This window comes from Rhodococcus sp. 05-2254-5 (genome assembly GCF_002258575.1).
GTDB classification, from domain to species: Bacteria; Actinomycetota; Actinomycetes; order Mycobacteriales; family Mycobacteriaceae; genus Rhodococcoides; species Rhodococcoides fascians.
Window position 1 is genome coordinate 161,853 of record NZ_NOZG01000006.1, and the last position, 24,923, is coordinate 186,775.

Annotated in this window: 29 protein-coding genes; 15 read left to right on the forward strand and 14 right to left on the reverse strand. The window is 63.5% G+C overall.

From position 1 onward, the window contains the following. Nucleotides 1-121: 121 nt before the first annotated feature. Entirely contained in the window at nucleotides 122-1,327 is a 1,206-nt protein-coding gene (locus CH278_RS04870) for a lipase family protein (protein ID WP_256991758.1), read from the forward strand. A gap of 110 nt (nucleotides 1,328-1,437) precedes the next feature. Next, nucleotides 1,438-2,190: a MerR family transcriptional regulator gene (locus tag CH278_RS04875; RefSeq protein WP_032407388.1), complete on the forward strand. Its 753-nt coding sequence runs from the start codon at nucleotides 1,438-1,440 to the stop codon at nucleotides 2,188-2,190. 192 nt (nucleotides 2,191-2,382) lie between these two features. Here CH278_RS04875 and CH278_RS04880 read toward each other — a convergent pair whose 3' ends face one another. Beyond that, complete coding sequence (locus tag CH278_RS04880; RefSeq protein WP_238325098.1) at nucleotides 2,383-3,414, reverse strand: amidohydrolase family protein; 1,032 nt, start codon at nucleotides 3,412-3,414, stop codon at nucleotides 2,383-2,385. Nucleotides 3,415-3,529: 115 nt separating this feature from the next. On the opposite strand from CH278_RS04880, the gene CH278_RS04885 reads away from it, so the two are divergent. After that, nucleotides 3,530-3,913, forward strand: a complete 384-nt coding sequence (locus tag CH278_RS04885; protein WP_032381953.1) for a DUF5313 family protein — start codon at nucleotides 3,530-3,532, stop codon at nucleotides 3,911-3,913. Nucleotides 3,914-3,937: 24 nt separating this feature from the next. After that, nucleotides 3,938-4,417: a ribonuclease E activity regulator RraA gene (gene rraA / locus CH278_RS04890; protein ID WP_032388775.1), complete on the forward strand. Its 480-nt coding sequence runs from the start codon at nucleotides 3,938-3,940 to the stop codon at nucleotides 4,415-4,417. A 63-nt stretch (nucleotides 4,418-4,480) separates the two neighbouring features. Here the strand turns inward: rraA and CH278_RS04895 are convergent, their stop codons facing one another. After that, a complete protein-coding gene (locus tag CH278_RS04895; protein WP_027494883.1) occupies nucleotides 4,481-5,320 on the reverse strand; it encodes an alpha/beta fold hydrolase in 840 nt (279 codons plus the stop codon). Between the two features lie 103 nt (nucleotides 5,321-5,423). Between CH278_RS04895 and CH278_RS04900 the strand changes: the two genes are divergently transcribed. Next, nucleotides 5,424-5,984, forward strand: a complete 561-nt coding sequence (locus CH278_RS04900; RefSeq protein ID WP_032366709.1) for a TetR/AcrR family transcriptional regulator — start codon at nucleotides 5,424-5,426, stop codon at nucleotides 5,982-5,984. A gap of 66 nt (nucleotides 5,985-6,050) precedes the next feature. Beyond that, nucleotides 6,051-7,199: a serine hydrolase domain-containing protein gene (locus CH278_RS04905; protein ID WP_094621308.1), complete on the forward strand. Its 1,149-nt coding sequence runs from the start codon at nucleotides 6,051-6,053 to the stop codon at nucleotides 7,197-7,199. Between the two features lie 3 nt (nucleotides 7,200-7,202). Here the strand turns inward: CH278_RS04905 and CH278_RS04910 are convergent, their stop codons facing one another. Then, nucleotides 7,203-8,114: an aminotransferase class IV gene (locus CH278_RS04910; RefSeq protein WP_179274333.1), complete on the reverse strand. Its 912-nt coding sequence runs from the start codon at nucleotides 8,112-8,114 to the stop codon at nucleotides 7,203-7,205. A 64-nt stretch (nucleotides 8,115-8,178) separates the two neighbouring features. Here CH278_RS04910 and CH278_RS04915 point away from each other — a divergent pair, with 64 nt between their 5' ends. Then, nucleotides 8,179-9,189: an aldo/keto reductase gene (locus CH278_RS04915; RefSeq protein ID WP_094621338.1), complete on the forward strand. Its 1,011-nt coding sequence runs from the start codon at nucleotides 8,179-8,181 to the stop codon at nucleotides 9,187-9,189. Continuing rightward, nucleotides 9,176-9,628 carry a GNAT family N-acetyltransferase gene (locus tag CH278_RS04920; protein WP_052068987.1) on the forward strand — a complete coding sequence of 151 codons (453 nt, stop codon included), beginning with the start codon at nucleotides 9,176-9,178 and terminating at the stop codon, nucleotides 9,626-9,628. The genes CH278_RS04915 and CH278_RS04920 overlap by 14 nt, the downstream gene beginning before the upstream one ends. Here the strand turns inward: CH278_RS04920 and CH278_RS28195 are convergent. Further along, the gene (locus tag CH278_RS28195; protein ID WP_032366707.1) at nucleotides 9,610-9,852 is read right to left on the reverse strand and encodes a PLDc N-terminal domain-containing protein; all 243 of its coding nucleotides are present in this window, start codon (nucleotides 9,850-9,852) and stop codon (nucleotides 9,610-9,612) included. The two genes, CH278_RS04920 and CH278_RS28195, sit on opposite strands and share 19 nt — an antisense overlap. Before the next feature lie 62 nt (nucleotides 9,853-9,914). On the opposite strand from CH278_RS28195, the gene CH278_RS04930 reads away from it, so the two are divergent. Continuing rightward, nucleotides 9,915-10,112, forward strand: a complete 198-nt coding sequence (locus tag CH278_RS04930) for a PLD nuclease N-terminal domain-containing protein (RefSeq protein ID WP_032366706.1) — start codon at nucleotides 9,915-9,917, stop codon at nucleotides 10,110-10,112. A gap of 4 nt (nucleotides 10,113-10,116) precedes the next feature. On the opposite strand, the gene CH278_RS04935 is transcribed toward CH278_RS04930, so the two are convergent. Together CH278_RS04935 and CH278_RS04940 are read right to left on the reverse strand one after the other, a co-directional pair. Continuing rightward, nucleotides 10,117-10,473, reverse strand: coding sequence for a hypothetical protein (locus CH278_RS04935; protein ID WP_052056619.1), 357 nt, complete (start codon nucleotides 10,471-10,473; stop codon nucleotides 10,117-10,119). Nucleotides 10,474-10,591: 118 nt separating this feature from the next. Beyond that, nucleotides 10,592-12,475: an HNH endonuclease signature motif containing protein gene (locus CH278_RS04940; RefSeq protein ID WP_094621309.1), complete on the reverse strand. Its 1,884-nt coding sequence runs from the start codon at nucleotides 12,473-12,475 to the stop codon at nucleotides 10,592-10,594. 185 nt (nucleotides 12,476-12,660) lie between these two features. Here CH278_RS04940 and CH278_RS04945 point away from each other — a divergent pair, with 185 nt between their 5' ends. After that, entirely contained in the window at nucleotides 12,661-13,245 is a 585-nt protein-coding gene (locus tag CH278_RS04945; protein ID WP_094621310.1) for a hypothetical protein, read from the forward strand. Next, complete coding sequence (locus tag CH278_RS04950) at nucleotides 13,242-13,832, forward strand: hypothetical protein (protein WP_094621311.1); 591 nt, start codon at nucleotides 13,242-13,244, stop codon at nucleotides 13,830-13,832. The genes CH278_RS04945 and CH278_RS04950 overlap by 4 nt, the downstream gene beginning before the upstream one ends. A gap of 34 nt (nucleotides 13,833-13,866) precedes the next feature. Here CH278_RS04950 and fmdA read toward each other — a convergent pair whose 3' ends face one another. Beyond that, nucleotides 13,867-15,120 carry a formamidase gene (fmdA, locus tag CH278_RS04955; RefSeq protein ID WP_094621312.1) on the reverse strand — a complete coding sequence of 418 codons (1,254 nt, stop codon included), beginning with the start codon at nucleotides 15,118-15,120 and terminating at the stop codon, nucleotides 13,867-13,869. Between the two features lie 86 nt (nucleotides 15,121-15,206). Here fmdA and CH278_RS04960 point away from each other — a divergent pair, with 86 nt between their 5' ends. Together CH278_RS04960 and CH278_RS04965 are read left to right on the forward strand one after the other, a co-directional pair. Further along, a complete protein-coding gene (locus tag CH278_RS04960) occupies nucleotides 15,207-15,548 on the forward strand; it encodes an FmdB family zinc ribbon protein (protein WP_080733347.1) in 342 nt (113 codons plus the stop codon). 42 nt (nucleotides 15,549-15,590) lie between these two features. Beyond that, a complete protein-coding gene (locus tag CH278_RS04965) occupies nucleotides 15,591-16,811 on the forward strand; it encodes an FAD-binding domain-containing protein (protein WP_094621313.1) in 1,221 nt (406 codons plus the stop codon). Here the strand turns inward: CH278_RS04965 and CH278_RS04970 are convergent. The 3 genes from CH278_RS04970 to CH278_RS27760 are packed head-to-tail and all read right to left on the reverse strand — an operon-like array spanning nucleotide 16,805 to nucleotide 19,502. Continuing rightward, complete coding sequence (locus tag CH278_RS04970) at nucleotides 16,805-17,584, reverse strand: DUF4097 family beta strand repeat-containing protein (RefSeq protein ID WP_027494896.1); 780 nt, start codon at nucleotides 17,582-17,584, stop codon at nucleotides 16,805-16,807. The two genes, CH278_RS04965 and CH278_RS04970, sit on opposite strands and share 7 nt — an antisense overlap. After that, nucleotides 17,581-18,237, reverse strand: a complete 657-nt coding sequence (locus CH278_RS04975) for a response regulator (RefSeq protein ID WP_027494897.1) — start codon at nucleotides 18,235-18,237, stop codon at nucleotides 17,581-17,583. Before CH278_RS04975 ends, CH278_RS04970 begins: the two co-directional genes overlap by 4 nt. Further along, nucleotides 18,228-19,502: a sensor histidine kinase gene (locus tag CH278_RS27760; protein WP_218828676.1), complete on the reverse strand. Its 1,275-nt coding sequence runs from the start codon at nucleotides 19,500-19,502 to the stop codon at nucleotides 18,228-18,230. The genes CH278_RS04975 and CH278_RS27760 overlap by 10 nt, the downstream gene beginning before the upstream one ends. 194 nt (nucleotides 19,503-19,696) lie before the next feature. Here CH278_RS27760 and CH278_RS04985 point away from each other — a divergent pair, with 194 nt between their 5' ends. Then, nucleotides 19,697-19,879, forward strand: a complete 183-nt coding sequence (locus CH278_RS04985; protein WP_027494898.1) for a hypothetical protein — start codon at nucleotides 19,697-19,699, stop codon at nucleotides 19,877-19,879. Here the strand turns inward: CH278_RS04985 and CH278_RS04990 are convergent. Further along, the gene (locus CH278_RS04990) at nucleotides 19,867-20,700 is read right to left on the reverse strand and encodes a MerR family transcriptional regulator (protein WP_032374602.1); all 834 of its coding nucleotides are present in this window, start codon (nucleotides 20,698-20,700) and stop codon (nucleotides 19,867-19,869) included. The genes CH278_RS04985 and CH278_RS04990 overlap by 13 nt on opposite strands. 379 nt (nucleotides 20,701-21,079) lie before the next feature. On the opposite strand from CH278_RS04990, the gene CH278_RS05000 reads away from it, so the two are divergent. Next, nucleotides 21,080-21,730, forward strand: coding sequence for a cutinase family protein (locus CH278_RS05000; RefSeq protein ID WP_057473124.1), 651 nt, complete (start codon nucleotides 21,080-21,082; stop codon nucleotides 21,728-21,730). A gap of 6 nt (nucleotides 21,731-21,736) precedes the next feature. Here the strand turns inward: CH278_RS05000 and galK are convergent, their stop codons facing one another. Genes galK through CH278_RS05015 form a run of 3 tightly spaced genes read right to left on the reverse strand, consistent with a single transcriptional unit; the run spans nucleotide 21,737 to nucleotide 24,854 of the window. Further along, complete coding sequence (gene galK, locus CH278_RS05005) at nucleotides 21,737-22,903, reverse strand: galactokinase (RefSeq protein WP_094621315.1); 1,167 nt, start codon at nucleotides 22,901-22,903, stop codon at nucleotides 21,737-21,739. Then, nucleotides 22,900-24,015 carry a galactose-1-phosphate uridylyltransferase gene (galT, locus tag CH278_RS05010; RefSeq protein WP_094621341.1) on the reverse strand — a complete coding sequence of 372 codons (1,116 nt, stop codon included), beginning with the start codon at nucleotides 24,013-24,015 and terminating at the stop codon, nucleotides 22,900-22,902. Before galT ends, galK begins: the two co-directional genes overlap by 4 nt. Nucleotides 24,016-24,038: 23 nt before the next feature. Next, entirely contained in the window at nucleotides 24,039-24,854 is an 816-nt protein-coding gene (locus CH278_RS05015) for a DeoR/GlpR family DNA-binding transcription regulator (RefSeq protein WP_032367561.1), read from the reverse strand. Nucleotides 24,855-24,923 lie beyond the last annotated feature (69 nt).

Sequence of the window (24,923 nt, forward strand, 5' to 3'; positions counted from 1 at the left end):
ACAGACAACCTACCTGGTCTTCGGCTCAGTTCACAGGGCCGATGTTCCCTGGCCCTGTGGCACGATGGGCGGTGGTCTACTCCGACGTCGGGGCGTTCGGAAGCAACAGGGTGGGGAATCCATGCGCAAGGCACTAGTTCTGGCCGGAGCAGCAGCACTGATGGTGGCATTCGCGGGGTCTGCGCAGGCAGATCCGGTACAAGATTTCATTGCTCCACCGAGCGATCCGGCTGCGTATCTCCCCACGTCACTCGGCGATCCGTGGTTCGATCCGCCGGCGGGATACGAGAATCTCGTGCCCGGCACTGTCCTCGCTCGACGCGATGTCGCGGTGACGCCCGAGGCCTCGTCCGTCCAATTGCTCTTCCGCTCCACCGATTCGAAGAATCGTCCCATCGCAGCGGCGACGACGGTGCTGACTCCCACTGCGCCGTGGACCGGGGGTGGAGATCGCCCCGTCATCGCATACAACGAGGCGACGGATTCACTCGGCAACAAATGCGCGCCGTCGTACACCCTCCCGCGGGGCAACAACAAAGAGGTCGATCAGGTCCGGATCCTCCTCGGCCGCGGTTACACCGTGGTGATGACGGACTATCAGGGGCCGCGTCAGGCATATTCGGCCGGTCTCGTGTCGGGGCACACCGTGCTCGACGGTCTGCGTGCCTCCCGGACTGCAGGCGTGAGCGCGGATGCACCCATCGGCATCACCGGATATTCCGGCGGTGCGATCGCCTCGGGCTGGGCGGCCCAGTTGGCCCCCGAGTACGCACCCGAGCTGAACATCGCCGGAGTCGCGTTCGGCGGCCCGCCGACCGATTACAAGATTCTGCAGACGTCGCTCAACGGCCAGATCGGATCGGGCTTGTTCACTGCGGCGACGATCGGGCTGTCCCGGGAGTACCCGGAGATGCGGCAGCTCGCCAACGACAACGGCAAGCGACTGGCGCTGGCACAGAAGGATCAATGCGTGGATGTGTTGTCCTACAGCGGACTACTGCTGTTGGACCAGCGAAATCTCTCCAACGTCCCGGACGTCTTCGCGCATCCGATCACCACGGCCGTCGTCGAGGAAAACCGCATGGGCCAGACGAAGCCGGACGCGCCGGTGTACATCTACCAGGGCCTGCAGGACTTCCTCATTCCCAAAGAAGGTGCCGAGGCCGTGCAGGATCAGTGGTGTGCAGCAGGAGCGTCGGTACATCTGGAAGAGGTGCCCGGCGACCATTCACTGGCCCAGACCAACGGCCGTCCCGGTGCCTACGATTGGTTGGCGCAACGCCTGGCCGGTGTGCCGACCTCGGGTTGCGAACGTGTGATTCGCTAGAGGTCCACAACGAATCGTTTTTTCGTCTTGACCCTCACGCCACGGGAGGCAGCACAGTGTCCTTCGTGAGTGATTCGTCCGCGAACAGTTCGGTTGACGTCCAGGTCGGCATGCAGGTCGGCGCGGTCTCGAAGTTGGTGGGTGTCAGCGTCAGAACGCTGCATCACTACGACGAGATCGCGTTGGTGGTGCCGTCGGGGAGAACTCCCAAGGGCTATCGGACGTATTCATCGGCCGATGTCGAACGGCTGCATCAGGTATTGACCTACCGCGAGCTCGGGTTCCCGCTCGAGGTCATTGCAGCGTTGCTCGACGACCCGGCCGTCGACGCGATGGCGCATCTACGGCGGCAGCGCGACCTGCTCGGCGAGCGGATCGATCACTTGCACGCAATGGCTGCGGCCGTGGACAAGATGATGGAGGCGAAGAAGATGGGTATGCAATTGACTCCCGAGGAGCAGCGAGAGATCTTCGGCGACAACTGGCCCGGCGAGGAATACGCCGAGGAGGCCGAGCAGCGCTGGGGCGAAACCGACGAGTGGAAGCAGTCTCAGCAGCGGACGGCGTCGTTCACCAAGGACGATTGGAAGGCCGTCAAGGAAGAGACGGACCTCCTCGAAGCCAATCTCGCTGCCGCGATGCAGCGGGGTGTGTCGCCGGATTCCCCCGAAGCCGGGGTACTGGCCGAACGTCATCGGGCGTCGATCGAGCGGTACTACGACTGCGGTTACGAGATGCAGGTGAACCTGGCGGAGATGTACATCGCCGACGAGCGATTTGCCAAGCACTACAACGATATCGCCGACGGTTTGGCGCAGTACCTTCGCGACGTTATCGTCGCGAACGCCGCTCGTCAGGGCTGACGCGTCTCGATCTGCACCCCTTTTCGGAATCCGCGCCTCCTGCAGGGGGTGCGGATTCCGACCCGGGGCGTAGATGTCCGGGCGAACGCTGCTCTTCAGGGCTGACGCGAGCGGCAGGCGGCATTCATCTGCCAATCCCAGTGCTCTGAGAACGGTTGTAGTGCTTTCGCTTTCATCGAACTCCCGTACGGATCAGACACTCAACAGACTGCGGGCATTGTCGGATGTGACGGCGCGCCAGTTCTCCAGCCCACCGTCCGCGGCTCCCGCGTCGAGCGATCGCAGTTGTTCTTGCACAGCGGCGATCGGCGTGAAGCAGTAGTCGCTGCCGTACACCAGACGATCGGGCCCGACCGCCGACAGCAATGCCGGCAACTGCCTCGGAACCGGCGTACCGGCGAGGTCGAACCACATGCGCTGCAATACATTCGGCGTCGACGGGGTACCGAGACCGACCTGCGTCCGGAAGAAGTCGACCCGATCCGCCAACAGCGGCAGTACTCCGCCGCCATGAGTGAACACCCAACGGATGCGAGGGAACCGATCGACCACGCCCAGCAGAATCAGGTCGACGACGGTTCGTGCTGTGTCGAAAAGGAATTCGACCATCGGAGCGGGCCTACCGAGCTCTACCGCAGCTGCATTCGGCGGTGAGGTGGGATGCACGAAGACCACCGCCGAACGTGCATCGAGCGCCGCGAGCAACGGCGTAAGCATGGCGTTGCCGAGATACATGCCGCCGGCGTTCGACATCACGGTGACCCCGTCGGCACCGAGCTGATCGAGAGCCCGAATGGCCTCGACCGTCGAGTCGACGACGTTCGGAAGGGGCAGCGACGCAAAGAATCCGAGGCGTGGCTGACCCTGGACAACTCCGACTCCGAAGTCATTGACCCGTCGGGCCAGATCGGCAGCCTTACCGTCGTCCCCGAAGTGCACCCCAGGGCTCGACACGGACAGGATCGCACTGTCGATCCCACACCGGTCCATCATCTGCAGATGCTCGGTCACCGACCAGGACGGCCACTTCGGCATGCCGTCGGGAAAGACGATGCCGGACGCGAGTGCTTCGCGCAGGTAGAAGTCGGGGACCATGTGCGAGTGGACGTCCACTACTCCCCCGGCGGCAGGCGTCGGTGACGCCGACGCGGTCGCTGCGGACAGGGCGACGCCCGAGAGCGTGGCTGCACCGAGCGCGCCGAGCAAGGTTCTGCGGTCGATCACGGTCTACGTCCTTGTCGTCGACACCACCCGGTCCGAACTGACGCTATCGTCACATATGAGAATATTCGCAGTCAACGGTTACTTGTACCAACTGATGTAGGACTAGCATGGCGCGATGACGACCGAACGTACGAAGCCCAGTCCTGCGCAATTTTTGGGGTACTCGTTCGGTCGGGTCCTGCCCCCGTCGATGCAGGATTGGGTCCGAAACGACCTCGTCGGCAACGGTGCCCAGGTGCGCTACCTGGCCCGATTCACGGTCCCCGTCATCCCGTTGCTGCTGCTGTTCCTGCTGATTCCCGGCCCACTGTGGATGTCGCTGGCGATGATGGCGTTGCTGTTCATTCCGCTGGTGTACTTCGCGATAGCGCTGATGAACGTCTATCGGCGGCACCGGTTGCTCATTCACGGCCTCGATCCCCAGTTGATCAACGCCAAGGCGCAGACCCGCGTCGACCGCACCCGGGACGACTACGAGCGACGTCACGGCCGCGGCTGACGATCGGACGTTAGTCTTCTGCGCATGACTTCACCTGTGGAATTCAAAGCAACCGCTGATCTGGCCGACGAGATCGGTCCCGACATCCGCAGCTGCGACACCCAGTTCATCCAGTTCGGCAAGCACACCGAGTTCGCCGGACCCATCACCACCATCCGCTGCTTCCAGGACAACTTGCTGGTCAAGCAGACGTTGAGCGAGCCCGGCAACGGCGGCGTTCTCGTGGTCGACGGCGACGCCAGCATTTACACCGCGCTGGTCGGCGACATCATCGCCGGGCGGGGTGTCGACAACGGCTGGGCAGGCGTCATCGTCAACGGCGCTGTGCGGGACTCGGCGATTCTGCGCACCCTCGACATCGGCGTCAAGGCATTGGGGACGAACCCACGCAAGAGCACGCAGACGGGATCAGGCGAGAAGAACGTGCCGGTGACCTTCGGCGGCGTCACCTTCACCCCCGGCGAGATCGTCTACAGCGATCACGATGGAGTGGTCGCGGTCTGATCCGACGCGAAAGGGACGGCCGCGGTGCCGTCCCTTTCTGTTGCGTCTTGTACGACGTCGGTGCTACTTCACGAATGCGAGAAGCGCGTCGTTCACTTCCTGGAAGTGTGTCCACAGCAGCCCGTGGGGTGCGCCGTCGACCTCGACGTACGTTGCCTCCGGGAACGCCTCGTGGAACGGGCGGCCGGTGGAGTCGATCGGCAGGATGTTGTCGGCCGTGCCGTGCAGGATCAGCGTCGGCTTGCCCGATGCGCGGACCTTCTCGACGTCTCCGCGAAAGTCTTCGAGCCAGGTGGGCACGACGGCATAGGCCGCGACGGGCGCGCTGGTGGTGGCGGTGTTCCAGCTGGCGCGCACGGTGGCCTCGCTGATGCGGCTGCCGAGGTTCTCGTCGAGGTTGTAGAAGTCCTTGTAGAAGTTCTCGAACCAGGTGAAACGATCCTCGCGCGCTGCGGTCTCGATGCCGTCGAACACCGACTGCGGAACGCCGGTGGGGTTGTCGTCGGTCTGTAGCAGGAACGGCTCGAGCGAGGCGAGAAACGCGAACTTGGCGACGCGATCGGTGCCGTACTTCGCGGCATACCGAGCCAGTTCTCCTGTGCCCATGGAGAATCCGACGAGGATGACGTCGTTCAGGTCGAGCTCGGTGAGCACCTTGTCCAGGTCTGCAGCGAAGGTGTCGTAGTCGTAGCCGACGGTGGGCTTGCTCGACTGCCCGAATCCACGGCGGTCGTACGTGATGACGCGGTAGCCGGCATCGAGCAGCGCACGCGACTGGCGCTCCCAGGAGTTGCCGTCGAGCGGGTAGCCGTGGATGAGCACGACCGGCTGGCCTGAGCCGTGATCCTCGTAGTAGACCTCGACGGGGGTGGAGTTCTCGGTTCCGACGTTGATGTACGCCATGATCCTGCCTTCCTGCGTCCTGAGCATCGAACGGGAGAACGGTCGTTCTCTCCGTGTGTGGACTACTGTAGAGAACGTTGGTTCTCTCTGCAAGGGGTAAGCGATGACCAGTACGGAAATCGGACGGGCACAGGTGGTGAACGCCGCGGACGAACTGTTCTATGCGCGCGGCATCCAGGCCGTCGGCATGGATGAGCTGCGCACCGCAGCGGGAATCTCCCTCAAACGCATGTACACACTGTTTCCGTCCAAGACGGCCATCGTGGCCGAGGTCCTCCGTGGCCGCACTGCCCAGTGGAACGACGGGATCCGCGCCGAGGCGGACCGACACGACACGCCGCGCGGAAAGCTGTTGTCCATCTTCGACTTCCTGGATCGATGGTTCCGAGAGGACGACTTTCGCGGGTGCGCGTTCATCAACTCCTTCGGCGAACTGGGCGCAACCATGCCCGAGGTCGCCGACGCCGCGCATCAGCACAAGAAACGTTTCATCGAGTACGTCACCGCCTTGGCCGTCGAAGACGGATGCGAGCCGACCGTCGGTCTGCAGATCGCTCTGCTCGCCGAGGGTGCTCAAACCACCGCCGCCATCACCGAACTGGCCGAATCCGCCTCTGCAGCAAAGACTGCGGCCGAGGTTCTGTTGAATTCGAGCGCGAAGTGACGGGCATCGCGAATCACTGACATTTGACACTGAAATTGTCCGTTTCGGGACGTTAGTGTCGAATCCATGAGCAAGCTCCGAGTCCTCGCCGCCCTCACCGTCTCGACGTCCTTGCTGGTCAGTGGATGCACGTCGTCCGACGAGCCCTCAGCCGTGCAGACGACCTCTACGACGACGTCGAGTGGGAGCATCAGGACCGACGACGTCCAGGCGGCTCTGGACGCCCTGGTCGATGCAGGGTCCATCGCCGCCGTCGCGCAGGTGCGCGACGGCGAGGATTCCTGGTCGGGAGCGGCAGGACTCGTCGAGCGTGATGGCACCGAGCCGGCGGGTGCCGATGATCCGGTGCGCATTGCAAGCGTCACCAAGTCGATGGTCGCGGCGGTGGTGCTGCAGCTCGTCGACGAGGGAAAACTACAGCTCGATCAGCGGGTCGACGAACTCCTTCCGGGCCTGCTGTCCAAGTCCGTCACCGTCCGACAACTGCTCGACCATACGAGCGGAATACCCGACTACCTCACCGGACTCGATACGGCGCAGCAGATCGCTTCTCGCGCCGATGATTCCGTCTCCGACGATGAGCTGATCTCGAAGGCATCGGCCATGCCGTGGAGAAGTGAACCGGGCCAGGAGTTCAGCTACTCGAACACCAACTACGTTCTACTCGGGCGGATCGTGGCCGATCTCGATGGGAAGCCCGTCGGACAGTCGTTGCAGGACAGGATCTTCGAACCTCTGCAGATGACCGACACCACTTACCCCACCGACGCCGATATCGCCGGCGATGCACTGCACGGCTACGTGCTGGAGAACGGGATCTACACCGACGTCACCGAATACGACGCGAGTATCTGGTCCTCGGGTGCTGCTGTGGTGTCCACGGTCGGCGATCTGAACACCTTCTTCAGAGCGCTGTTCGACGGCATGCTCATCCCGCAGAATCTGATCGACGAGATGCAGGTCCTCACGCCGTCCGCGTATGGACTCGGACTGCTGCTCGGCGGCGATGCCTGCAATCCCGGTTCCGGGGAACTGGTATTCGGTCAGCGCGGCAACGGCTTCGGCTACAGCACTCTCGCGTTCGCGAGTCCGGACGGGGAGCGCCAAGTCGCACTGTCGTGGACCTCCGCGGCACCTGACCCCGCAACCGATCCCCTGTTCCAGTACGCCAGCGCCGCGCTCATTGCCGGACTCGAGTCGACCTGCCCCGCCTAGCGGCTACAGCACACTCACCCAGCCGTGCACTTCGTCGCTCGTGAGTGCAGCCTGGTGACGCTTCCGCAGAGTGAGCGTCGTCGGTCCGGTTTCCTTGGTTCCTATTGCGCGGCCGTCGATTTCGTATACCGGGGCAACCCCGGCCGACGTGCCACACACGAAGACCTCGTCGGCGATGTACAGCTCGGTGAGGTCGACGGTGCGTTCCTGAACCGTCATTCCTTCTTCGCGCGCAAGGGTCAGGATGGTTCGACGGTTGATGCCATCGAGAATGTCGCTGGTGACGTCAGGCGTGATGAGCACTCCGTTTCGGACGAGGAAGATGTTGGCGGCACTGAGCTCGCAGACGTGTCCGTTGATGTCGAGGAAAATGCAGTCGTCGAAACCGCTGTCGATCGCATCCTGTTTCGCCAGAACGGAATTGACGTATGCTCCGTTGACCTTCGCGCGCGACGGGATCGCATAGTCGGGGATGCGACGCCACACACTGGTCTTCAACCTCATACCGTTTTGCGGCACAATGGGATTGGCGTCATAGAGGAAGATCGACACTGTCGTGTGCAGGCCACGGACCCGTGTTCCGGGAATGGACTCGTCGACGTGGACGGTTGCCCGCACGTACACCTCGTCGGTCGGGACGTTGGCGGCGATCACGTCGCGTGTCGCCTGTACGAACCGCTCGAAACTCCACTGTGACGCGAACGTGTCGATACCGATGATCTTGCAGGACTCGACGAGTCGCTGGTAGTGATCGAGTAACCGAAATGCGGTGCGCCGATCTCCGTCCACCTGCACCGGAAACACGGTGTAAACACTCAGGCCGTAGAGGACGGCCGAGGTCGCGACTCCGAGTGTCGCGTCCTGCGCGTCCACCAGTCTGTCGCCGAAATACACCTTCGAGTGCGGGAGTGCCATGCGGCGATGCTAGTCGCCCGGTGAGTCCAAGCGACAACGCTTTTACTTCTCTATGGTCGAGTACATGAGCGAACGCACAGTATTCTGGCCACCCCTTGGTCGTTCCGCAGGCTCCACTCCCGCCCGCACACTCTGGAACGACGGCCCCGAGGTGGGTGCCATCGGCTTGGGCTGCATGGGAATGACCTGGGCATACAAGGCAGACGACCAAACGGAGTCCCCCGATCGCGTCATCGGGCACGCCTTGGACCTGGGTGTGAACTTCATCGACACCGCCGATGTGTACGGACCGTTCACCAACGAGGAAGTCGTCGGCGCAGCCATCGGCAGTCGACGCGACGAGGTGGTGCTCGCAACCAAGGGCGGATTGACCTCCCACATCGGCGACGCCGGAGAGCCGGTCATTTCCGGCCCCAACGGCAAGCCCGAGCATCTGCGGTCTGCCATCGACGATTCGCTCCGACGGTTGGGCGTCGACCACATCGATCTGTATTACCTGCACCGTCCCGATCCCGAGGTCGACGTCGAAGACAGCATCGGCGCGATGGCCGAGGCCGTGCAGGCCGGAAAGGTTCGCGCACTGGGTGTTTCGGAGTTCACCGTCGAGCAGCTCGATCGGGCTCAGCGGGTGCATCCGATATCTGCTGTGCAGTCGGAGTTGTCGTTGTGGACACGCGACCACCTGGCAACCTCGTTGACATGGACGAAGGACAACGGTGCCGCCTTTGTGCCGTTCTCGCCGCTGGGCCGAGGGTTTCTGACGGGAAACTTCCGCGGAACCGCTCCCGCTGCAGATGATTTCCGCTCTCGACTGCCGCGTTTCAGTCACGACAACCTCGATGCGAACCTCGTCATCGTCGACGCCATCGCGGCCATCGCCGACGAGCTCGGTGCGACGCCTGCGCAGGTGGCCCTGGCATGGGTGCTGTCGCAGGGAGAGCACGTGGTGCCGATTCCCGGCACTCGCCGCACTTCACGTCTGGACGAGAACGCCGGTGCCGCCTCGCTCACGTTGAGCTCCGAGCACCTCGCCGCACTCGACACGTTGCCCGAGCCCGCTGGTGGCCGGTATTGAGATAGCGCAGGTCGATCCGTCGACGGATCGGTTGTCGGCCGAGAAAATCCTGGCCGTACAGAAGAGTGCGTACGCTGTCGAGGCCGAGCTCATCGGCGATGACCGCATCCCACTACTGCACGAGTCGGTGGACGATCTGTGTGCAGCACAGGTCCACTGGCTCGTCGCGCGTGATCTGGACGAAATCCTCGGTGCCGCTGCGTGGTCCGGTTCCGAGATCGACCGTCTGGTGGTGGCTCCACACGCACATCGCCAGGGCATCGGTCGAGCGTTGATCGAGTCGATACTGAATTCAATTGCAGGACAGCGACTGCGAGTCGCAACGGGACGCGACAATGCGCCGGCGCGACGGCTGTACGAGTCACTCGGCTTCGTGCACAGCCAGAATCAAGAGGTGTTGCCGGGACTGTGGCTGGCCCGCTACGAACTCAACCGTTGATCTGTATCGGGCTTACGCGGGCGAGCGACGAACCATATCAGTGCGCCTGAGATGGGCATCAGCAACACGAGCAGACACCACCAGAACGCGGATCCCCGACGAGCCTGATTGCTCCGAAGTATCGACACCCATGCGACACCGACGAGTAGCAGCCACAACACGATCCCAGCCATCCATGCGAGATCGAACCATAACGGCAGAGCCGGGTTACCGTCAGCATCCATGGTCTTCCGACTCCTTTCACCTCAGGGCAAGACTAGCCACGACGCAGGCATAAGGTGCGACCATGACTTCTGCCGGCGGCGCGATTGCATTGGCTCTCTTCGGCATTGCTCTCGTGTCGATCGTCCGTGACACAGGCTCCAACTGGCTCATCAAGCTGGCATGGGTAGTGGTGACACTGATCCTGCCCATCGTCGGCCCGATCCTGTGGTTCGCAGTCGGGAAGCGCTATCCGTATGGGGTGAACGGCGGCAACAGCTGAGAGTTCAGTGTCCAGTCGCATTGCGTAGGTCGATGTTGATCAGATGGCTTACCTGGTCGCGGAGCCATTCAACCGTCTGCGGGTTGGGGGCGGGTGTGTGGGCCAACAGCGTCCAGCGCAGTCGGGTTGCTGCGGTCAGATCGAACTGCACCAGGATGTCGGGAAGACTCGGCCACGGCGAGCTCCACACCACGCGGTCGAACTCACTACTCTCGACGATGCGCGGCAGAGCGGCACCCTCGAACATCACCGGCCAGGCGAACCCTTGATTCTTCGGATGCACATCTGGGCGCATCAGTGCCTTCCAGACGAAGAAGACCGGCGGCGACAACTCCGCAGTCCTGCTGGCGAGAACCATCATGGGGTCACCGTACGCGGGCGCCGACTCGGGAGCCCTCCTATTTTTCGCGCACGCCGGTGCGGTCGGTCGCGATGTACTGACAACAGACAGAGCTGTGCCCTGACGCTTGTGTGGGTCGTCAGGCGGGTTGTCGTGGTTCTTCGTCGCCGGTGTCGCGGGTGTTGTCGCAGTGGTGGTCGGGTGGGTAGAGCACCTCCTCGGGGTGGTGTGCGTGATTGATCAGCCCACGGCGTGTGGGGTCCATCCCTGTTGGTGGATGCCACAGGGTTCGGCCCGGATAGCGATGTCCTGCTGTGGTTTTGGTGGTGGCCCACTTTCCGGGGCCGGTGCCGACGAGTGCGTGGTGCATGTCGCATCCGAAGGTGAGGGAGTCGATGTCGGTGGGTCCGCCCTCGACCCAGTCGTCGAGGTGGTGCGCTTGGCACCAGGTTGCGGGTCGGGTGCAGGAGGGGAAGCTGCAGCCGCGGTCGCGGGCGATGAGGACGATGCGTTGGTCGGCGGAGGCGATGCGTTTGGATCGGCCGAGGTAGAGGGCTCTGCCGTTGTCGTCGAAGATGGTGAGGTAGTGGTGGGCGTGCGAAGCCATGCGGATGGCGTCGCGGATCGAGACGCGGGATCCGGTGGCGGTCATGGCGTAGCCGCAACCTGATTCGAGGTCTTTCGAACTCATGGTGACGATGGCGGTGACGGGCAGCCCGCGGTGGGTGCCGAGGGTGCCGGAGGCGAGGGTGTGCCGGAGCGCCATCTTCAGGGCATCATGACGGCGTTCGTTCTGGGTGCGTAGATCCCGCGCGGCGGCAGCATCACGAGCAGCGGTGTCCGATGCGTCGGCGTCGGCGTGGCCGCCGGGTTCAGCAGTGCTGTCGGAGCCGGCATCGTCGTTGGTGTTGGGCGTGCTGTGTGGCGTTGTGCCGCAACCACAGTCGCTGCTGTCGGTGCACTCACCCTCACCGCGGCCGTCGCCACTGCGGTCGTCTCCACTGCGGTCGTCGTCACCGTAGAAGTCGGCACCGTTGCCGTCGGTCCCATCCCACAGGTACTCGTCACCCGATCCAGCATCGCCGGATCCTGCCTCGTCGGGCATCGGCCCGGGCTTTGGCGTAGCCGCACTGCCGTCCTCGCCGTCGTCCCTGTCCCCGCCGCCGTCCCCGCCGCCGTCCTCGTCGCCGGTGGTCTCATCCTCGTGGACGATCGATGTCGGGTCGGCAGGGTTGTTCACTCCCGGCTTCGCGGCTTTCGAGAACAGGGCTTCGAGGTAGGCCCGTAGCTCCGAGTCGACGCAGAACTTCCCTTCGGACATCCCGTCGGAACCCTGCTCACCGAGGTAGAAGAACGCATCCCGTTTCCGTGGCCTCGGCTTCGCGTCCTTGTCCTCGTCTTCGTCCTCGTCGAAGTCGCCGTCGGGATCGAGGATCGAGTCCAGATGCGCGACCAACGGTGCGAAGTCGTCGGGCCGCCTCGTCGAGGCGAGACCGACCAACTGCTGTTCGGCGCGATCGCGGGTTTGCGGATCCACAGTCGACGGCAGATGCTTGAAGAATTCGCGGATCATCTGCACGTGCTGGGCATCGAGCAACCCTGCCCGCACCGCTGCAGCGGTGTGCGGCAACAACGGAGGCAGCACTTCGCCGGACAGTGCGGTGCGATCACCCAACTCCGCGGCCAGACGCACCCGCGCCCCGGCCGCTCGTGGGGTTATCCGCAGCATCCACGCCACCGAGCACGGCACCGAACCCGGATAGACATCGAGGCCGTGCTGTGCGATCAGTTCGTTGAGCCAGGTGTGCGAATACGCAGCCACAGAGCGCGACACAGTTTCCATGCGTTGGATCACCGCACGCCGGTCGGCATTCGACCATGCCACCGACGCCTGCCCCGCCAACTCGGCGACCGCGGACTCGACACGGTCCACCAGCACCGACAGTTCGGGGTCGGACACGACGGGGGCAGGCGGCACCGTTTCGATGCCGTCCGCCCCTGATCCGCCGTCCCCCGAAAGCATGAACAGAATCTACCGCGACCCACCGACAAGTTTTCGAACACACGTTCTTATCCAACTCTGTCGCCTCAGGCCGCGGTGACGACGGGCACCACTTCGTAGGGCCAGCTCCGGTAGTCCCGGTCCACCTCATGGATCGGTAACGTCGCACTAGCGCAAGCCCGGTATCGACCCAGAAAGGGCGCACCATGACCGCGCGACCATCCAGCGATCCCACTGCCGCCGACTGGCTCGTCCACGCTGATCGAGATTGGTGGGACCTCGCCACCAGAGGTCCACTGGGGTACGAGAGCTACGCGCGTCTCCGGTTCATCCCGGATCCGACGCACGCGGATCAGCGTGAGGGCGAGGCCGACATTCCGTACGACGAGCGTTCGGAGACAGACCAATTGGCGATGGTCGTTGCGACGCTGGCCAAACACACAACGACACCAGCGGACTGCTACTTTTGCGTGTGGGAGGGGTGGGGTGGTCTCGAGGTGCACGGTGCCGCGCGAATCCACCTCCCGGAACGGGAAGCATTCTTGTTCCGGGGACCTGCCCTGGACCTACTGCGCTGGGAGCAGGCACTCGATCCCCCTGGTCCCGAGGGTCTGCCGATCCCCTCGTTCGTCTGGCCCGCCGACCGAGCCTGGTGCATCGCCAACGACATCGATCCCCACTTCGCCACCATCGGTGCCAGTTCAGCAGCAATCAACGATGTTCTTGCCGACCGTCGAGTCGACACGGTCATCGACGATCCTGACCGTCCACAACCCTGGTACAGCCATTGAACGCCGCACGCGCGAAGTGGTCGAACACTGATCTGCAACAGGATGTCTCGGAAGCCGAGTGGGTGGACTACAACCTCGACGGCGTCGCCACAAACACAGTGGGCTCGCTGGTTCCCACTGTGTTCGACGCCTATGCCCGCATCGCGTATCCCGCTCGCAACGGCATGCCACACCGTACAACGCCGGCGAAACCCGTTGCAGCCTGGCATGTTCAGCTGATGTCCACCATCGAAGTACTCACTCGAAATACGACAACACCCAATGACTGCTGGTTCGCCGTCTGGGAAGGCAACACCGCACTCGACTACATTCGCGATTCGGCACCGACCACGAACATCGCCGGCTACGACTACTTCCTGCTGAGGGGGCCGGTCTCACGTGCAACGGACACCCTCGGTGGGTTGTCACCGAATCTGTGTTGGCCCAACGACCACGCGTGGCGTTTAGCGCAGCACTTCGACTTCCCCTGTGCCTATATCGGGGGCAGCAGGGATGCCGTTGCGGACCTTCTCGCGCTCACAGATATCGATTCGTCGCCGGTCCGCGTCGACCAGATCATCACTGCAGCCTACGACGAGACCGATTAGCCCCCGCCAACAAATCTCGACAACCGACGCAACGTCAGAACTGCGCCCTCGGCGCTCCCATTCCCGGGTCGATTTGGAACGGACCGCTTGCCGAAGGCGCTATCGGGAAATCGAAGATTGCGGTGGGGATGTACACGGTGGCACAGGAGTTGGGGATGTCGACCACTCCGGACAGGCGTCCCTCGATCGGGGCCGAGCCCAGCAGCAGGTACGCCTGCTCGGGGCTGTATCCGAATTTGGTGAGGTAGTCGATCGCATGCATGCAGGCGTTTTGGTAGGACAGGTCGGAGTCCAGATACTTCTGCTCGCCGTCGACGGTGACCGAAATGCCCGAGAAGGCAATCCATTCCGAGTACTGGGGTGCGGTGTTTCCGGGCATGAAGATCGCGTTTTCACTGACCCCGTACGTGTCCATGCCGCCCTTGATCAGGTCGACGTGCAGGTCCATGAAACCGCCCATTTCGATGGCACCACAGAAGGTGATCTCGCCGTCACCCTGCGAGAAGTGCAAGTCGCCGAACGACAACTTCGCCCCTGGTACGAACACCGGATAGAAGACGCGAGTGCCCTTGGTGAGATTCTTGATGTCCTGATTGCCACCGTTCTCTCGTGGCGGTGCCGTACGTGCGGCTTCGCCTGCGACACGCGAGAACTCGTCGTCGCTCAACGATCCCAGAATTGCCCCGTCGAGTTCGGGTGCTAAAGCCAGCGGCGGAACACGCTGAGGATCCGTGGCAATCAGCGCACCTTCACGGGCGTTCCACTTGGCCAGCAGTGCAGCCGACGGCGCGGTCCCCATCAGGCCGGGATGAGTGATGCCGGTGTACTTCACCTGCGGAACGTGGCGAGATGTGGTGGTCTGGCCGGAAAAGTCCCAGATCGCCTTGTACGCGTCGGGGAATCGATCAGTGAGGAATCCGCCGCCGTTCTGCTTGGCGAAGATCCCCGTGTATCCCCAGCCCTGACCGGCCAGTGGGCCCGAATCTTCCTGCGGGATCGGACCGACGTCGAGGATATCGACGATCAGCAGGTCCCCGGGCTCGGCTCCCTCGATATGGAACGGCCCGGACAACGTGTGCACGTTGTTGAGCGGCGCATTCAGAATGTCCTCGGCGGAGTCGTCGTTGCGGATGGCCCCGTCGAACCATTCGCGACAATGAGCTCGAAAGGACGTGCCGGGTTTGACCCTAACCGCCGCCGGGATATCGGGATGCCATCGGTTGTGACCGACGATCTCCTGTTCGGTGAAACTCTTCGTCGAGTCGAGCGGAAACAGCAGTTCGGGCACGAGGCACCTCCGGTTGCGCGGATTCTCCTGCCTCGATCATTGCACCGTCGTGGTGTATTCGGCCCAGTATGACGTGTAAATGTTGTATGACGTTGCGCCGGAACGCCACTGACACGACACCTCGCGCTACCCTCGTGTGCGTGCCCACCTACAGCTTTCGCTGCACACAGCGTTGCGAACCCGTTGAGCAGAGATTCTCCATGGCCGATGTCCCCTCCCAGGTGACGTGCCCGGAGTGCGGCGAGAGCGCTGCACGCCGAATTTCGTCTCCTGCCCTCGGCAGGGGGAACAGCGCTGCGATGAAGGCACACGACGCCTCGCGGGCCACCGCCGACTCACCGACGGTAGTCACCTCCATCCCACGGCAAGGGCGGGCGGCTAGCCCGACGACGTCGAACCCGCTCCACCGTCGCCTGCCACGTCCCTGATCTCGGCGTTTCTCTTTCGTGCCGACGGGGAAGTCCGGGTGCATGTCCCAGCTCCCCGCTCCCCCGTCGATCGCCGACGGCTTCACCACCGACGACGTCGTTTCCTGGGTTGCCGAGCATCTGGGCGACCTGACGCTCGAGCGGCCGGACGACCTAGCTCCGGGTGGCATTCGCGGCGGACAATCGGCGGCCGATGCCGCGCTGGCGAGCTTGTACATCACCGGCTACGCCCGCGACCGCAGCACTGTCCTTCCTGCGAATCGTCGTGGAGCCAGTCGAATGTCGCCGTACATCCGGCACGGTCTGCTCACTCTCCGTGAGGTGTGGGACGCCGTAGCGGACGCCCCGGCGCGCGATCGCACGCGGTACCGGGACGAACTCATGTGGCAGGAATACGCCCGCCACCTCTATGCCCGCGTCGGAACCGATCTGGGGAGATCCCTTCGTCGTGAACAACCACGACCGCACAATTGGACTTCCGAACCCTGGCCCGACGAGATGAACTGCATGTCCACGGTGGTGGGCGAATTGCACAGTGACGGTTGGCTCGTCAACCAAACACGCATGTGGCTGGCGTCCCAATGGGCTGTGCGTGCCGGCGCGACATGGCGCGACGGCGAGGACGAGATGTTCACCCACTTGCTCGACGGCTCACGGGCGGCCAATCGACTGGGTTGGCAATGGACGGTCGGTACCGGAAGCGGCAAGGTGTACGGCTTCAGTCGGTGGCAGGTGAACAAGCGCGCACCATCCCTGTGCCGCAACTGCGCGCTGAAAGACGCCTGCCCCATCGAGAATTGGCCCGACGATGATCTCGGACCGGCAGTCGACGGACCCGATCTCAACAAGGCACCGGTACCCGCGGGCCCTGCGAGCATGGAAGGTGATGGTGCAGAACAGGTCTGGCTGACCGCCGAATCGCTCGGCACCACAGACCCCGCCATGGCTGCGAATCTCGAGCGACCCGCCGTCTTCGTGTTCGACGAACCGCTCCTCCACAAGCTGCGGCTGTCCGGAAAGCGACTGGTGTTTCTCGCCGAGACTCTCGGCGAGATCGCGTCGACCCGGCCGTTGGAGGTACGTCGCGGCCGAGTATCGGAGGAACTTTCCGGACGGTCTCTGGCCGCCACCTGGGCACCTGTTCCCGGCTTCTCTCGCATCGCCGACGCCATCGCCCCGGTCGAATTGCATCCATGGCCCTGGCTGACGCGTCCCACCACATCCTCGGTCCGGTCGTTCAGTGCGTGGCGGCGCAGTCACTGACGTGCCCGCACCGTGATCTGCCCTTCCTCGCTGGTGGCGGAGACCGTCTTCGGCGATCTGGGGTCGTTGATCACGTCGACGACGACGTCGCCTTTGTCGGATGCCGCGTCGACGGCATAGAAGTCGGCGGGCGGAAGCCCGATCGTCGTGTCGCCGATCACGTTGCGCGCCTTGACCGATTCCGGTGCAGTACGCGATTCGACGCTGATCTCGCCGAACGTCGTGCTCACATCCACGATGGACGCAGTTGCATCACTGATCTTCACGTCACCGAACCGTGTGTCGACCCGGATGGCTCCCGCCGATCCACGAGCGAACACCGATCCCGACGCTGTCGAGACGGATACGTCTGCACCGACATCCGACAGCACGACATCACCGCCCGCACCGTTCACCGCGAGGGTCAGGCCTGCGGGTATCTGCAATTCGACGTCGGCGTCACACGTCTTGTACCTGCCGTAGGAACATTCCACAGCCACGCTCGACCCGTCCGCACCGACGTCGACCGTGGGGGCGTCCCCTCGGTAGATCCCGTGCGCTCGAACATGCAGCGAATCATCGGGACTGGGCACGAACTTCAGGTGCGCGAACCCGGTCGTCACAGTCAGCTGCGAGCCGTCGATCGCGTGATCTACCGAGTAGTCGTAGTTCTGAGTCTTCGGAACGGAGAAACCGAGCGCGATCGCCGCAGTGGTGCCTGCTCCGGCCGCACCGACCACGACGGCCGCTGTGGTGATCGCCAACGTGTAGCGCAACAATGGAATTCGATTCATCGAATAGCTCCCAGGTATCGTAGGACTGCCATGACCCGGCGGTGATCCGCACTGTCGCCGAGCAATCCGAGTTTGGCGAAGATGTTTCCGATGTGCTTCTCGACGGCTGCTTGGCCTACGACCAGAGTGGAGGCGATGCCGGCATTGGACTTACCTTCGGCCATCGCCGTCAGCACATCTCGCTCTCGCGGTGTCAGCGAGTCGAGTGGATCCGATCGTGGTGCGCGCGCCAAAATCTGTTGCACAACTTCTGGATCGATGACGGTTCCGCCGTCGGCGACCGTTTTCACCGCGTCGGAGAATTCGTCCACATCGGCGACGCGATCCTTCAGCAGATATCCTACGCCGTCCGTGCTCTGCCGAATCAGTTCTGCCGCATACCTTTCCTCCACGTACTGCGAGAGCACCAGTACTCCGACATCGGGCCAACGCTCACGAATGACCAGTGCCGCTCGCAGACCCTCGTCGAGAAATGTCGGAGGCATCCGCACGTCGATGACGCAGACGTCGGGCAGCGGCTCGGTGGACGACATCAGCGTCAACAGCTGCGCCGCGTCACCAACTTTTCCGATCACCTCGGCACCGGAGTCGACCAACAAACGCGCAACACCCTCACGTAGCAGTACCGAGTCGTCGGCAATGATCACTCGCACGGGATGGTCACCTCCACTCGTGTCGGGCCGCCCGACGGCGAAGTCACCGTCAGGGTTCCGTCGATTCCGCTGAGCCTGTCGGCCAATCCGGCCAATCCGCCGCCGGGCTCGAAATGCGCACCGCCGCAACCGTCGTCGACCACGGTGACGGCGACGGAGGACTCGCCGCGAGCGACATCGACCTGCACGTTTCCGGCGTGGGCGTGCTTGCCGACATTGGTCAAGGCCTCGGACACCACGAAGTACACCGTCGACTCGGCGGTGGCGTTCAGACGTCGCTCGCCGGTGAGGGCCGGGTCGATGTCGATCGTCACCGGAACTGTCGACAACGCCGCGACCGACGACAGCGCTGCGTCGAGTCCGCGATCGGTCAGGATCGGGGGATGCAGTCCGCGCGTCAACGTTCGGATCTCACCGATCGCGTTCTTCGCCTCCCGATGTGCATCGTCGAGCAAACCCTTCAAGACCACGTCGTCCGTAGCCGACGCGCGAGACTTCGCTTGTCCCACTGACATTGCCACCGAGACCAGCCGTTGCTGGGCACCGTCGTGCAGGTCCCGTTCGATGCGTCGCCGCTCGGCATCGGCGGCGTCGACGACGCGAGCACGGCTCATGGTCAGCTCGTTCACCCGCTTGCTCGACTCCGACTGCCCGAGAAGTGCTGCAGCGCTCCACCAATCGAGCTTGGCAATCAGGGTCGTCAGTGGCGGAACGCCTGCAACCAGGACTACCAGAGCTGCCACTCCGATCACCGCAACCAGCGGAAAGTCCACTCGTTCGGCTATCTCCAACCCGGTGCCCTCGGGATCGGTGACCAACCACGCGACCGGGGCGGCCGCCAGAACCGGAAGCGCCAGGAAGAGCGCAGGCAGCAAGAACAGCAGCGCAGCCGAGATCGGAATACGAATGATCCAGTAGACGAGCGACTTCCACAGCCCGACGTCACGAACACACCACACCAACTTTCGCCAACTGGTCGGATAGACGATGGTGTCCGGTTTCGTGATCTCGATGCCACTGGTCAGGTCGATGCCCGCTCGCGCCGCGATGTCCAGCCAACGAAGGACCACGATCGTGAACACGAAGACGAGCACACCGCTGAGGGCGAACGGCAACGCGAACACCGCGAGCAGGAGCAGACCTACGATCAGCCATCCGCCCAGTCCGGCGAACGTCGTCGCCAACAGCGACGCCATTGCCAACCACCACTGCTGCGAAATCCACGCTCTGAGCGGATTGAGGGGAATCGGTAATGCCTGGTTCATGCGGATGAGCCTAAGTGGGCAGTCGCCGGGGCGTCCTCACTGCGAACCCACGAGGTGAGGTAGGGCCAGCCCTACCCTCGGCGCGCAGGTCCATGTGAGTTCGCCCAGCTCAGGCGTCGAACACGCCCTTTGCTTCCCGAACTTGTCGGTAGCCGGTGATATCAAGGAAGTACACGACTACAGAAAGGGTTCCCATGTCCGCCAGTGTCGATACCTGCCACGGAACGCTCGTGATCCACGCAGTCGGTAGTGCGGAATGCACGGAACCCGATTGCGTGGATCTCGAGTACGTTCGCCACTTCCTGGTGCTCGAGTGCGAGGAGATCACCGGCGGCTGCCAGTGCACAGCGCTGGTTGAGCTCGCTCAGGCGTCCTGACGCCGGACGACCGGCTGCTGCAGCTCCGTCACCCAGTTCTCCTGCGGCGCAGGCTCGGAGACCAGGTAGTACTCGCGGCAGATGCCGGAGAGCTCGTAACCGTTGGCGTCGATCCAGGCCATGAACTGCTCCCAGGTTTCCCCGATCGTCGCCATCGAGCCGTGGTGCACGGTCGTCAGCGCGAGGTCGATCGCGGGTAGCTCGGTGACGTCGTAGTCCTCGCCTGCATCAACGTCGGGGGTGATCTCGAACGCGGCATGCACCGTGATGCCGGTGCCGTCACCGTCGTCGACGGCCTCGTACAGGGCGATCGACGACGGTCCGAATTCGACTCCGTCTCGTGCCAGAGACGACGCGAGCCGGGCGTACATCGGACCGATCACCGGGCCGATGTTCTGTGGCCCGTAACCGGCAGCATTCTCGGTGACGACGGCGACGCGGGTGGCCGGCAGCGACTTGGTGTCCACAATGATCATCGAATCTTCTCCCTCTACGGCGCGGAGGCGCGCATCGATCCGACGCAGTCGGGCGGCGTCGAGATCGAGTCGATGGGCGACGTCTTCACGTTTGGCGACGAGCATCCGACGCAATCGGTCGGCGCTGACCTGCGCATGCACGATCTGCTTCACCTCGTCGAGCCGAAATCCCAGGTCCTTGAACATCAGGATGCGGCCCAACTCCTCGAACTGTCTACCGTCGTACGACCGATATCCGGTGAACGGATCCACCCGTGCCGGCGTCAACAGCCCGATCTCGTCGTAATGCCGAAGCATGCGAACCGAAACCCGGCCGATCGATGCGAACTCTCCGATACTGAACATGACCCTCCGAGACTGCCGTCTCACACTGTGTGAGGGTCAAGTATCGCGCGCCGTGCGGTGGCTCGACCCGTTCTGCGCGCACCGATCAACCGATTTCGCCGGTCGTCGCATCGATCGAGTGCGCTCCCTGATAGTCACGAAAAATTCGGACCAGGCCATTCGCCAGGTCTACGGCACCCCAGCGGTCACCGTAGCGCAACAGGCGTTGAGAAACCAGGCTTGGCAGTGAATTCCCGACACATCCCGATACGGCCTCCCGGACCCGCCTCGATAACCGACCGGGCGTCTGTAATCAAATGTTGAACGACCCTGTGAATGCGACGTCGCAGCGGTTATGGTTCGTTTCGATGCTCCTCCCCCGAACGCACAAGGACTCGCCATGAAGAGACGCCTGATCGCCTATTCCATTGCTGCACTTACTATCTCCGCCACCGCAGTGGCGCTTCCCACCGGAGTGGCGTCGGCCGCGCCGTGTTCGGATGTGGACGTCTCGTTCGCTCGCGGCACCGGGGAACTTCCCGGCCTCGGCATCACGGGTACTCCTTTTGTGAGCACCGTCAAATCGCAACTCTCGGATCGCTCGGTCAGCACGTACGCCGTGAACTACGCCGCCGACTTCACCCAGGCCAGCGCGGGACCCGGATCTCGCGACCTCGTGGCTCATCTCAATTCCGTTGCGGCATCGTGCCCGTCGACGAAATTCGTGATCGGCGGTTACTCGCAGGGGGCGACCGTGGTGACCAACGCAGTCGGTCTGCGCACTCCCAGCAGCTTCACCGGTGCCGTCATCCCGGCCGCGATCGCCGACCGTATCGAGGCCGTTGTGGTGTTCGGCAACCCATTCGGGCTTACCGGCAGGAAGATCGAAACAGCCAGCAGCACATACGGTTCACGCACCAACAGCTTCTGCAACTTCGGCGACCCGGTGTGCCAGATCGGCGGCTTCAACACCTTCGCTCACCTGACCTACGGCACCAACGGCTCTACGACGCAGGGTGCCTCGTTCGCGGCCGCTCAGGTACGGAGCTGAATCGACTCACCAAAATCGGTGCGCGGGCCCCGATGGTTCTGCGGATAGAAAAGTCGGTTCCGGTAGCCCGGATTGCTGTGCGCTCGTATAGATTTCCTCAGCGACTGCATCGACCCGAGCTATCGGAACCAACGCAATGGCAGAACCCCCGAACCCCCCACCCGTCATACGGGCCCCGTATGCCCCGGCTCGCAGCGCAGCATCGACAGCGCTGTCCAGCTCGGGGGAACTGACCTCGTAGTCGTCTCGAAGCGAGACGTGCGACGCCGTCATCAGGTCGCCGAGTTCGGTACCGATGTCACCGCCGTCCAGCAACGCTACTGCCCGCTCGACTCGTCGTATCTCGCTGGTGACGTGACGAACTCGGGGAACGAGAGCCTGATCGACGAGCCCCGATACCGCCCGCTCGGGGTCGAGTCCGCGCAGCGTCGGCACACCCAGCTCCAGGTAGGCCCGGTCGAGGGCGGCCCGGCGGGCACCGTACTGGCCGTCGACCAGACGGTGCGGAGCGTTGGTGTCGATCACCATGATGCGAGCACCCGACGACGCGACGTCCAGTGGGATCTGGCGGGTCGACCCGTCGAGGCAGTCCAGAAGCAGGGCGTGTCCTCGTTCGGAAAGCATCGCGATGGCTTGATCCATTCCCCCGGTCGACGCGCCGGCCACATCGTTCTCGGCCCGAATGCTGGCGTCGATCAGCACCTTTCGATCGACGTTCAGATCGAACAGATCGCTCAGGGCCAAGGCGAACGAACACTCGAGGGCCGCCGAACTCGACAGGCCCGAGCCCACCGGTACCGAGGAGTGCACGGCAACATCGACTCCGCCTATCCCGTGATCCTGCAGCGCCCAGGCAACGCCCGCCACGTACGCGGCCCATCCCGACGGACTCCCCGGTCCGATGTCACCGAGTTGCCCCGTCCACGTCCGGTCCGTGTGCGTGGAGACCGCCCGCATCGTGGCATCCTCGCGCCGCCGAACAGCGACTGCAGTGGCGAAGGGCAGCGCGAACGGCAGCACCAGACCACCTGCGTAGTCGATGTGTTCGCCGATCAGGTTGACTCGCCCCGGTGCCAACCAGACGCCGTCCGGTTCACCGCCGAACGCGGCCTCGAACAGCTCCGAAGCAGCGTCGGCGAGGCTCTGCTCGGACACGACGCTCAACCAGTTCACACCAGCACCTCACGCAATCTGTCTGCGATTCTCTCGGGAGTCGTGTCGTTGATCCATGCGCCCATTGCCGACTCGGATCCGGCGAGAAACTTCATCCGGCCCGGTGACCGCATCATCGAGAACAGCTGTAGGTGAAGACGTCCCAGCTCTCGATCGGATCCGACGGGAGCCTGATGCCACGCCGAGATGTACGGCACCTCGTCCACGCCCTCGAAGAATGCGTCGACGCCCCGCAGCAATGCGCGGTAGACGCCGGCCAGCTCGTCGCGCTCCGCGTCGTTCAGTTCGGCAAGATCTGCGACGTCGCGGCGCGGAGCAAGATGCACCTCGAGCGGCCACCGTGACGCCGCGGGGACGTACGCCACCCAATGCTCGACATCCACGACTATCCGTCGACCCGAGCGCAATTCGGCGGCGAGTACATCGGCCAACAGAACTCGACCAGTGTTCTCGAAGTGCTTGCGCGACTGCCTGATCAAAGCATCGGTACGAGGAGGAAGGTAGGGGTAGGCGTAAATTTGGCCGTGCGGGTGCGTCAAGGTGACACCGATCTCCTTGCCACGATTCTCGAAGCAGAACACCTGTTTCACTCCATCGATCGCCGAGAGCTCCGTGGTCCGGTCTGCCCACACGTCGATGATCGTTCGGACCCTCGACAGTTCCAGCGAGACGAAAGACGCGTCGGGATCACTGGCGAAACAGACGACCTCGCACCGACCGGTACCCGACAACAGCGGCCACAGCGGCTCACCGTCGACCTCATCCGGAAGAGTCTGTTCTGCAGCACTTCCCGCCAATGATGGGAAACGGTTCTCGAACACCACGACGTCGTAATCCGAGGCCGGAATCTCGGTCGCCGGCCGGCCCGGACGGCTGGGGGCCAACGGGGACAGGTCGGCGGGAGGCAAGAACGTGCGGTCCATTCGCTGGGCAGCCATGACGATCCACTCGCCGGTGAGAACGTCGAATCTCATCTGCGAGAGCGACATCGACGGCGGCAGCGGCCGTGAGTCCACGAGCTCCCGGGTGGCACCACCGGAAAGGTAGGGCTCTGTGTCGTCGTAATAGATCAATTCTCGACCGTCGGCCAACGTGGTCGAGGTCTTGCGCATGGGATGGGTGGTGTCCTGCGTGGTCATCGACTGTTCGCTTCCTGGGTGGTCGGCCGGGGTTCGGCGGGGCCGGTTGCGACGACCACGTCATGGACGATGTCGGTCAGCGCGTCGCGAATACGTTCGGGCACATCGACATCGGTGACGATCACATCCACCTCCGACAACGCAGCGGTGGTTGCGAGGGCGCGAACACCCCACTTGGTGTGATCAGCGAGGACCGCGACGCGTCGAGCCGAGGCGACGAAGGCCTGATTGGTCTGTGCCTCCAGCAGATTGGGGCAGGTGAGGCCCGCATCGATATCCACTCCATGCGTGCCGAGAAACAGAATGTCGACGTGCAGCGTCTGCAACGCGCCGACCGCCAACGGGCCGACGAGTGCGTACGACGGGGTGCGTTGGCCTCCGGTGAGCAACACGGTGTGGTCTGCTCTGCCGCCGGCATGAAGGACGTCGGCGACGGGCAGGGAGTTGGTCACCACGGTGATGTCGGGTACACGAAGCAGTTCCCGCGCCAGCGCGTGTGTCGTCGTACCTCCGGAGATGCCGATGGTCGTTCCTGGCCGGATCAATCGTGCGGTGGCGCGGGCAATGGCGGCCTTGGCGTCACGGCTCTGCTCGGACTTCACCGGAAAGCCCGGCTCGAACGCGCTCGCGGAACTCGGCGCGGTGATGCCGCCATGCACTCGCTCGACCAGGCCCTGGGCGACCAGTTCATTGACGTCTCGTCGAATGGTCATGTCGGACACCGACAGAGCAGTGCCCAACGCGGCCACCGTGACGGCTCCCTCGGACCGCACCCGGTCCAGAATCTTCTGCTGACGTTGATGGGCGAGCATCACACCATCACCAGACCTGATTCCATGCACACAACATTCACCAGATAGCAACAAATGTCAACAAAAGCG

Excerpts from the sequence above, each read along its gene's own strand:
- CH278_RS04970 (WP_027494896.1), bottom strand. The coding sequence starts at position 17,584 with ATGAATCGAATTCCATTGTTGCGCTACACGTTGGCGATCACCACAGCG.
- CH278_RS04930 (WP_032366706.1), top strand. The coding sequence starts at position 9,915 with ATGACTTCTGCCGGCGGCGCGATTGCATTGGCTCTCTTCGGCATTGCT.
- CH278_RS28195 (WP_032366707.1), bottom strand. The coding sequence starts at position 9,852 with ATGGATGCTGACGGTAACCCGGCTCTGCCGTTATGGTTCGATCTCGCA.
- CH278_RS04900 (WP_032366709.1), top strand. The coding sequence starts at position 5,424 with ATGACCAGTACGGAAATCGGACGGGCACAGGTGGTGAACGCCGCGGAC.
- CH278_RS04985 (WP_027494898.1), top strand. The coding sequence starts at position 19,697 with ATGTCCGCCAGTGTCGATACCTGCCACGGAACGCTCGTGATCCACGCA.
- CH278_RS04965 (WP_094621313.1), top strand. The coding sequence starts at position 15,591 with ATGTCCCAGCTCCCCGCTCCCCCGTCGATCGCCGACGGCTTCACCACC.
- CH278_RS04905 (WP_094621308.1), top strand. The coding sequence starts at position 6,051 with ATGAGCAAGCTCCGAGTCCTCGCCGCCCTCACCGTCTCGACGTCCTTG.
- CH278_RS04945 (WP_094621310.1), top strand. The coding sequence starts at position 12,661 with ATGACCGCGCGACCATCCAGCGATCCCACTGCCGCCGACTGGCTCGTC.
- CH278_RS04935 (WP_052056619.1), bottom strand. The coding sequence starts at position 10,473 with ATGATGGTTCTCGCCAGCAGGACTGCGGAGTTGTCGCCGCCGGTCTTC.
- galT (WP_094621341.1), bottom strand. The coding sequence starts at position 24,015 with ATGCGCAAGACCTCGACCACGTTGGCCGACGGTCGAGAATTGATCTAT.
- CH278_RS04960 (WP_080733347.1), top strand. The coding sequence starts at position 15,207 with ATGACGTTGCGCCGGAACGCCACTGACACGACACCTCGCGCTACCCTC.
- CH278_RS04910 (WP_179274333.1), bottom strand. The coding sequence starts at position 8,114 with ATGGCACTCCCGCACTCGAAGGTGTATTTCGGCGACAGACTGGTGGAC.
- CH278_RS05000 (WP_057473124.1), top strand. The coding sequence starts at position 21,080 with ATGAAGAGACGCCTGATCGCCTATTCCATTGCTGCACTTACTATCTCC.
- CH278_RS04940 (WP_094621309.1), bottom strand. The coding sequence starts at position 12,475 with ATGCTTTCGGGGGACGGCGGATCAGGGGCGGACGGCATCGAAACGGTG.
- CH278_RS04885 (WP_032381953.1), top strand. The coding sequence starts at position 3,530 with ATGACGACCGAACGTACGAAGCCCAGTCCTGCGCAATTTTTGGGGTAC.
- CH278_RS27760 (WP_218828676.1), bottom strand. The coding sequence starts at position 19,502 with ATGAACCAGGCATTACCGATTCCCCTCAATCCGCTCAGAGCGTGGATT.
- CH278_RS04990 (WP_032374602.1), bottom strand. The coding sequence starts at position 20,700 with ATGTTCAGTATCGGAGAGTTCGCATCGATCGGCCGGGTTTCGGTTCGC.
- rraA (WP_032388775.1), top strand. The coding sequence starts at position 3,938 with ATGACTTCACCTGTGGAATTCAAAGCAACCGCTGATCTGGCCGACGAG.
- CH278_RS04915 (WP_094621338.1), top strand. The coding sequence starts at position 8,179 with ATGAGCGAACGCACAGTATTCTGGCCACCCCTTGGTCGTTCCGCAGGC.
- CH278_RS05015 (WP_032367561.1), bottom strand. The coding sequence starts at position 24,854 with ATGCTCGCCCATCAACGTCAGCAGAAGATTCTGGACCGGGTGCGGTCC.
- CH278_RS04895 (WP_027494883.1), bottom strand. The coding sequence starts at position 5,320 with ATGGCGTACATCAACGTCGGAACCGAGAACTCCACCCCCGTCGAGGTC.
- CH278_RS04870 (WP_256991758.1), top strand. The coding sequence starts at position 122 with ATGCGCAAGGCACTAGTTCTGGCCGGAGCAGCAGCACTGATGGTGGCA.
- CH278_RS04875 (WP_032407388.1), top strand. The coding sequence starts at position 1,438 with ATGCAGGTCGGCGCGGTCTCGAAGTTGGTGGGTGTCAGCGTCAGAACG.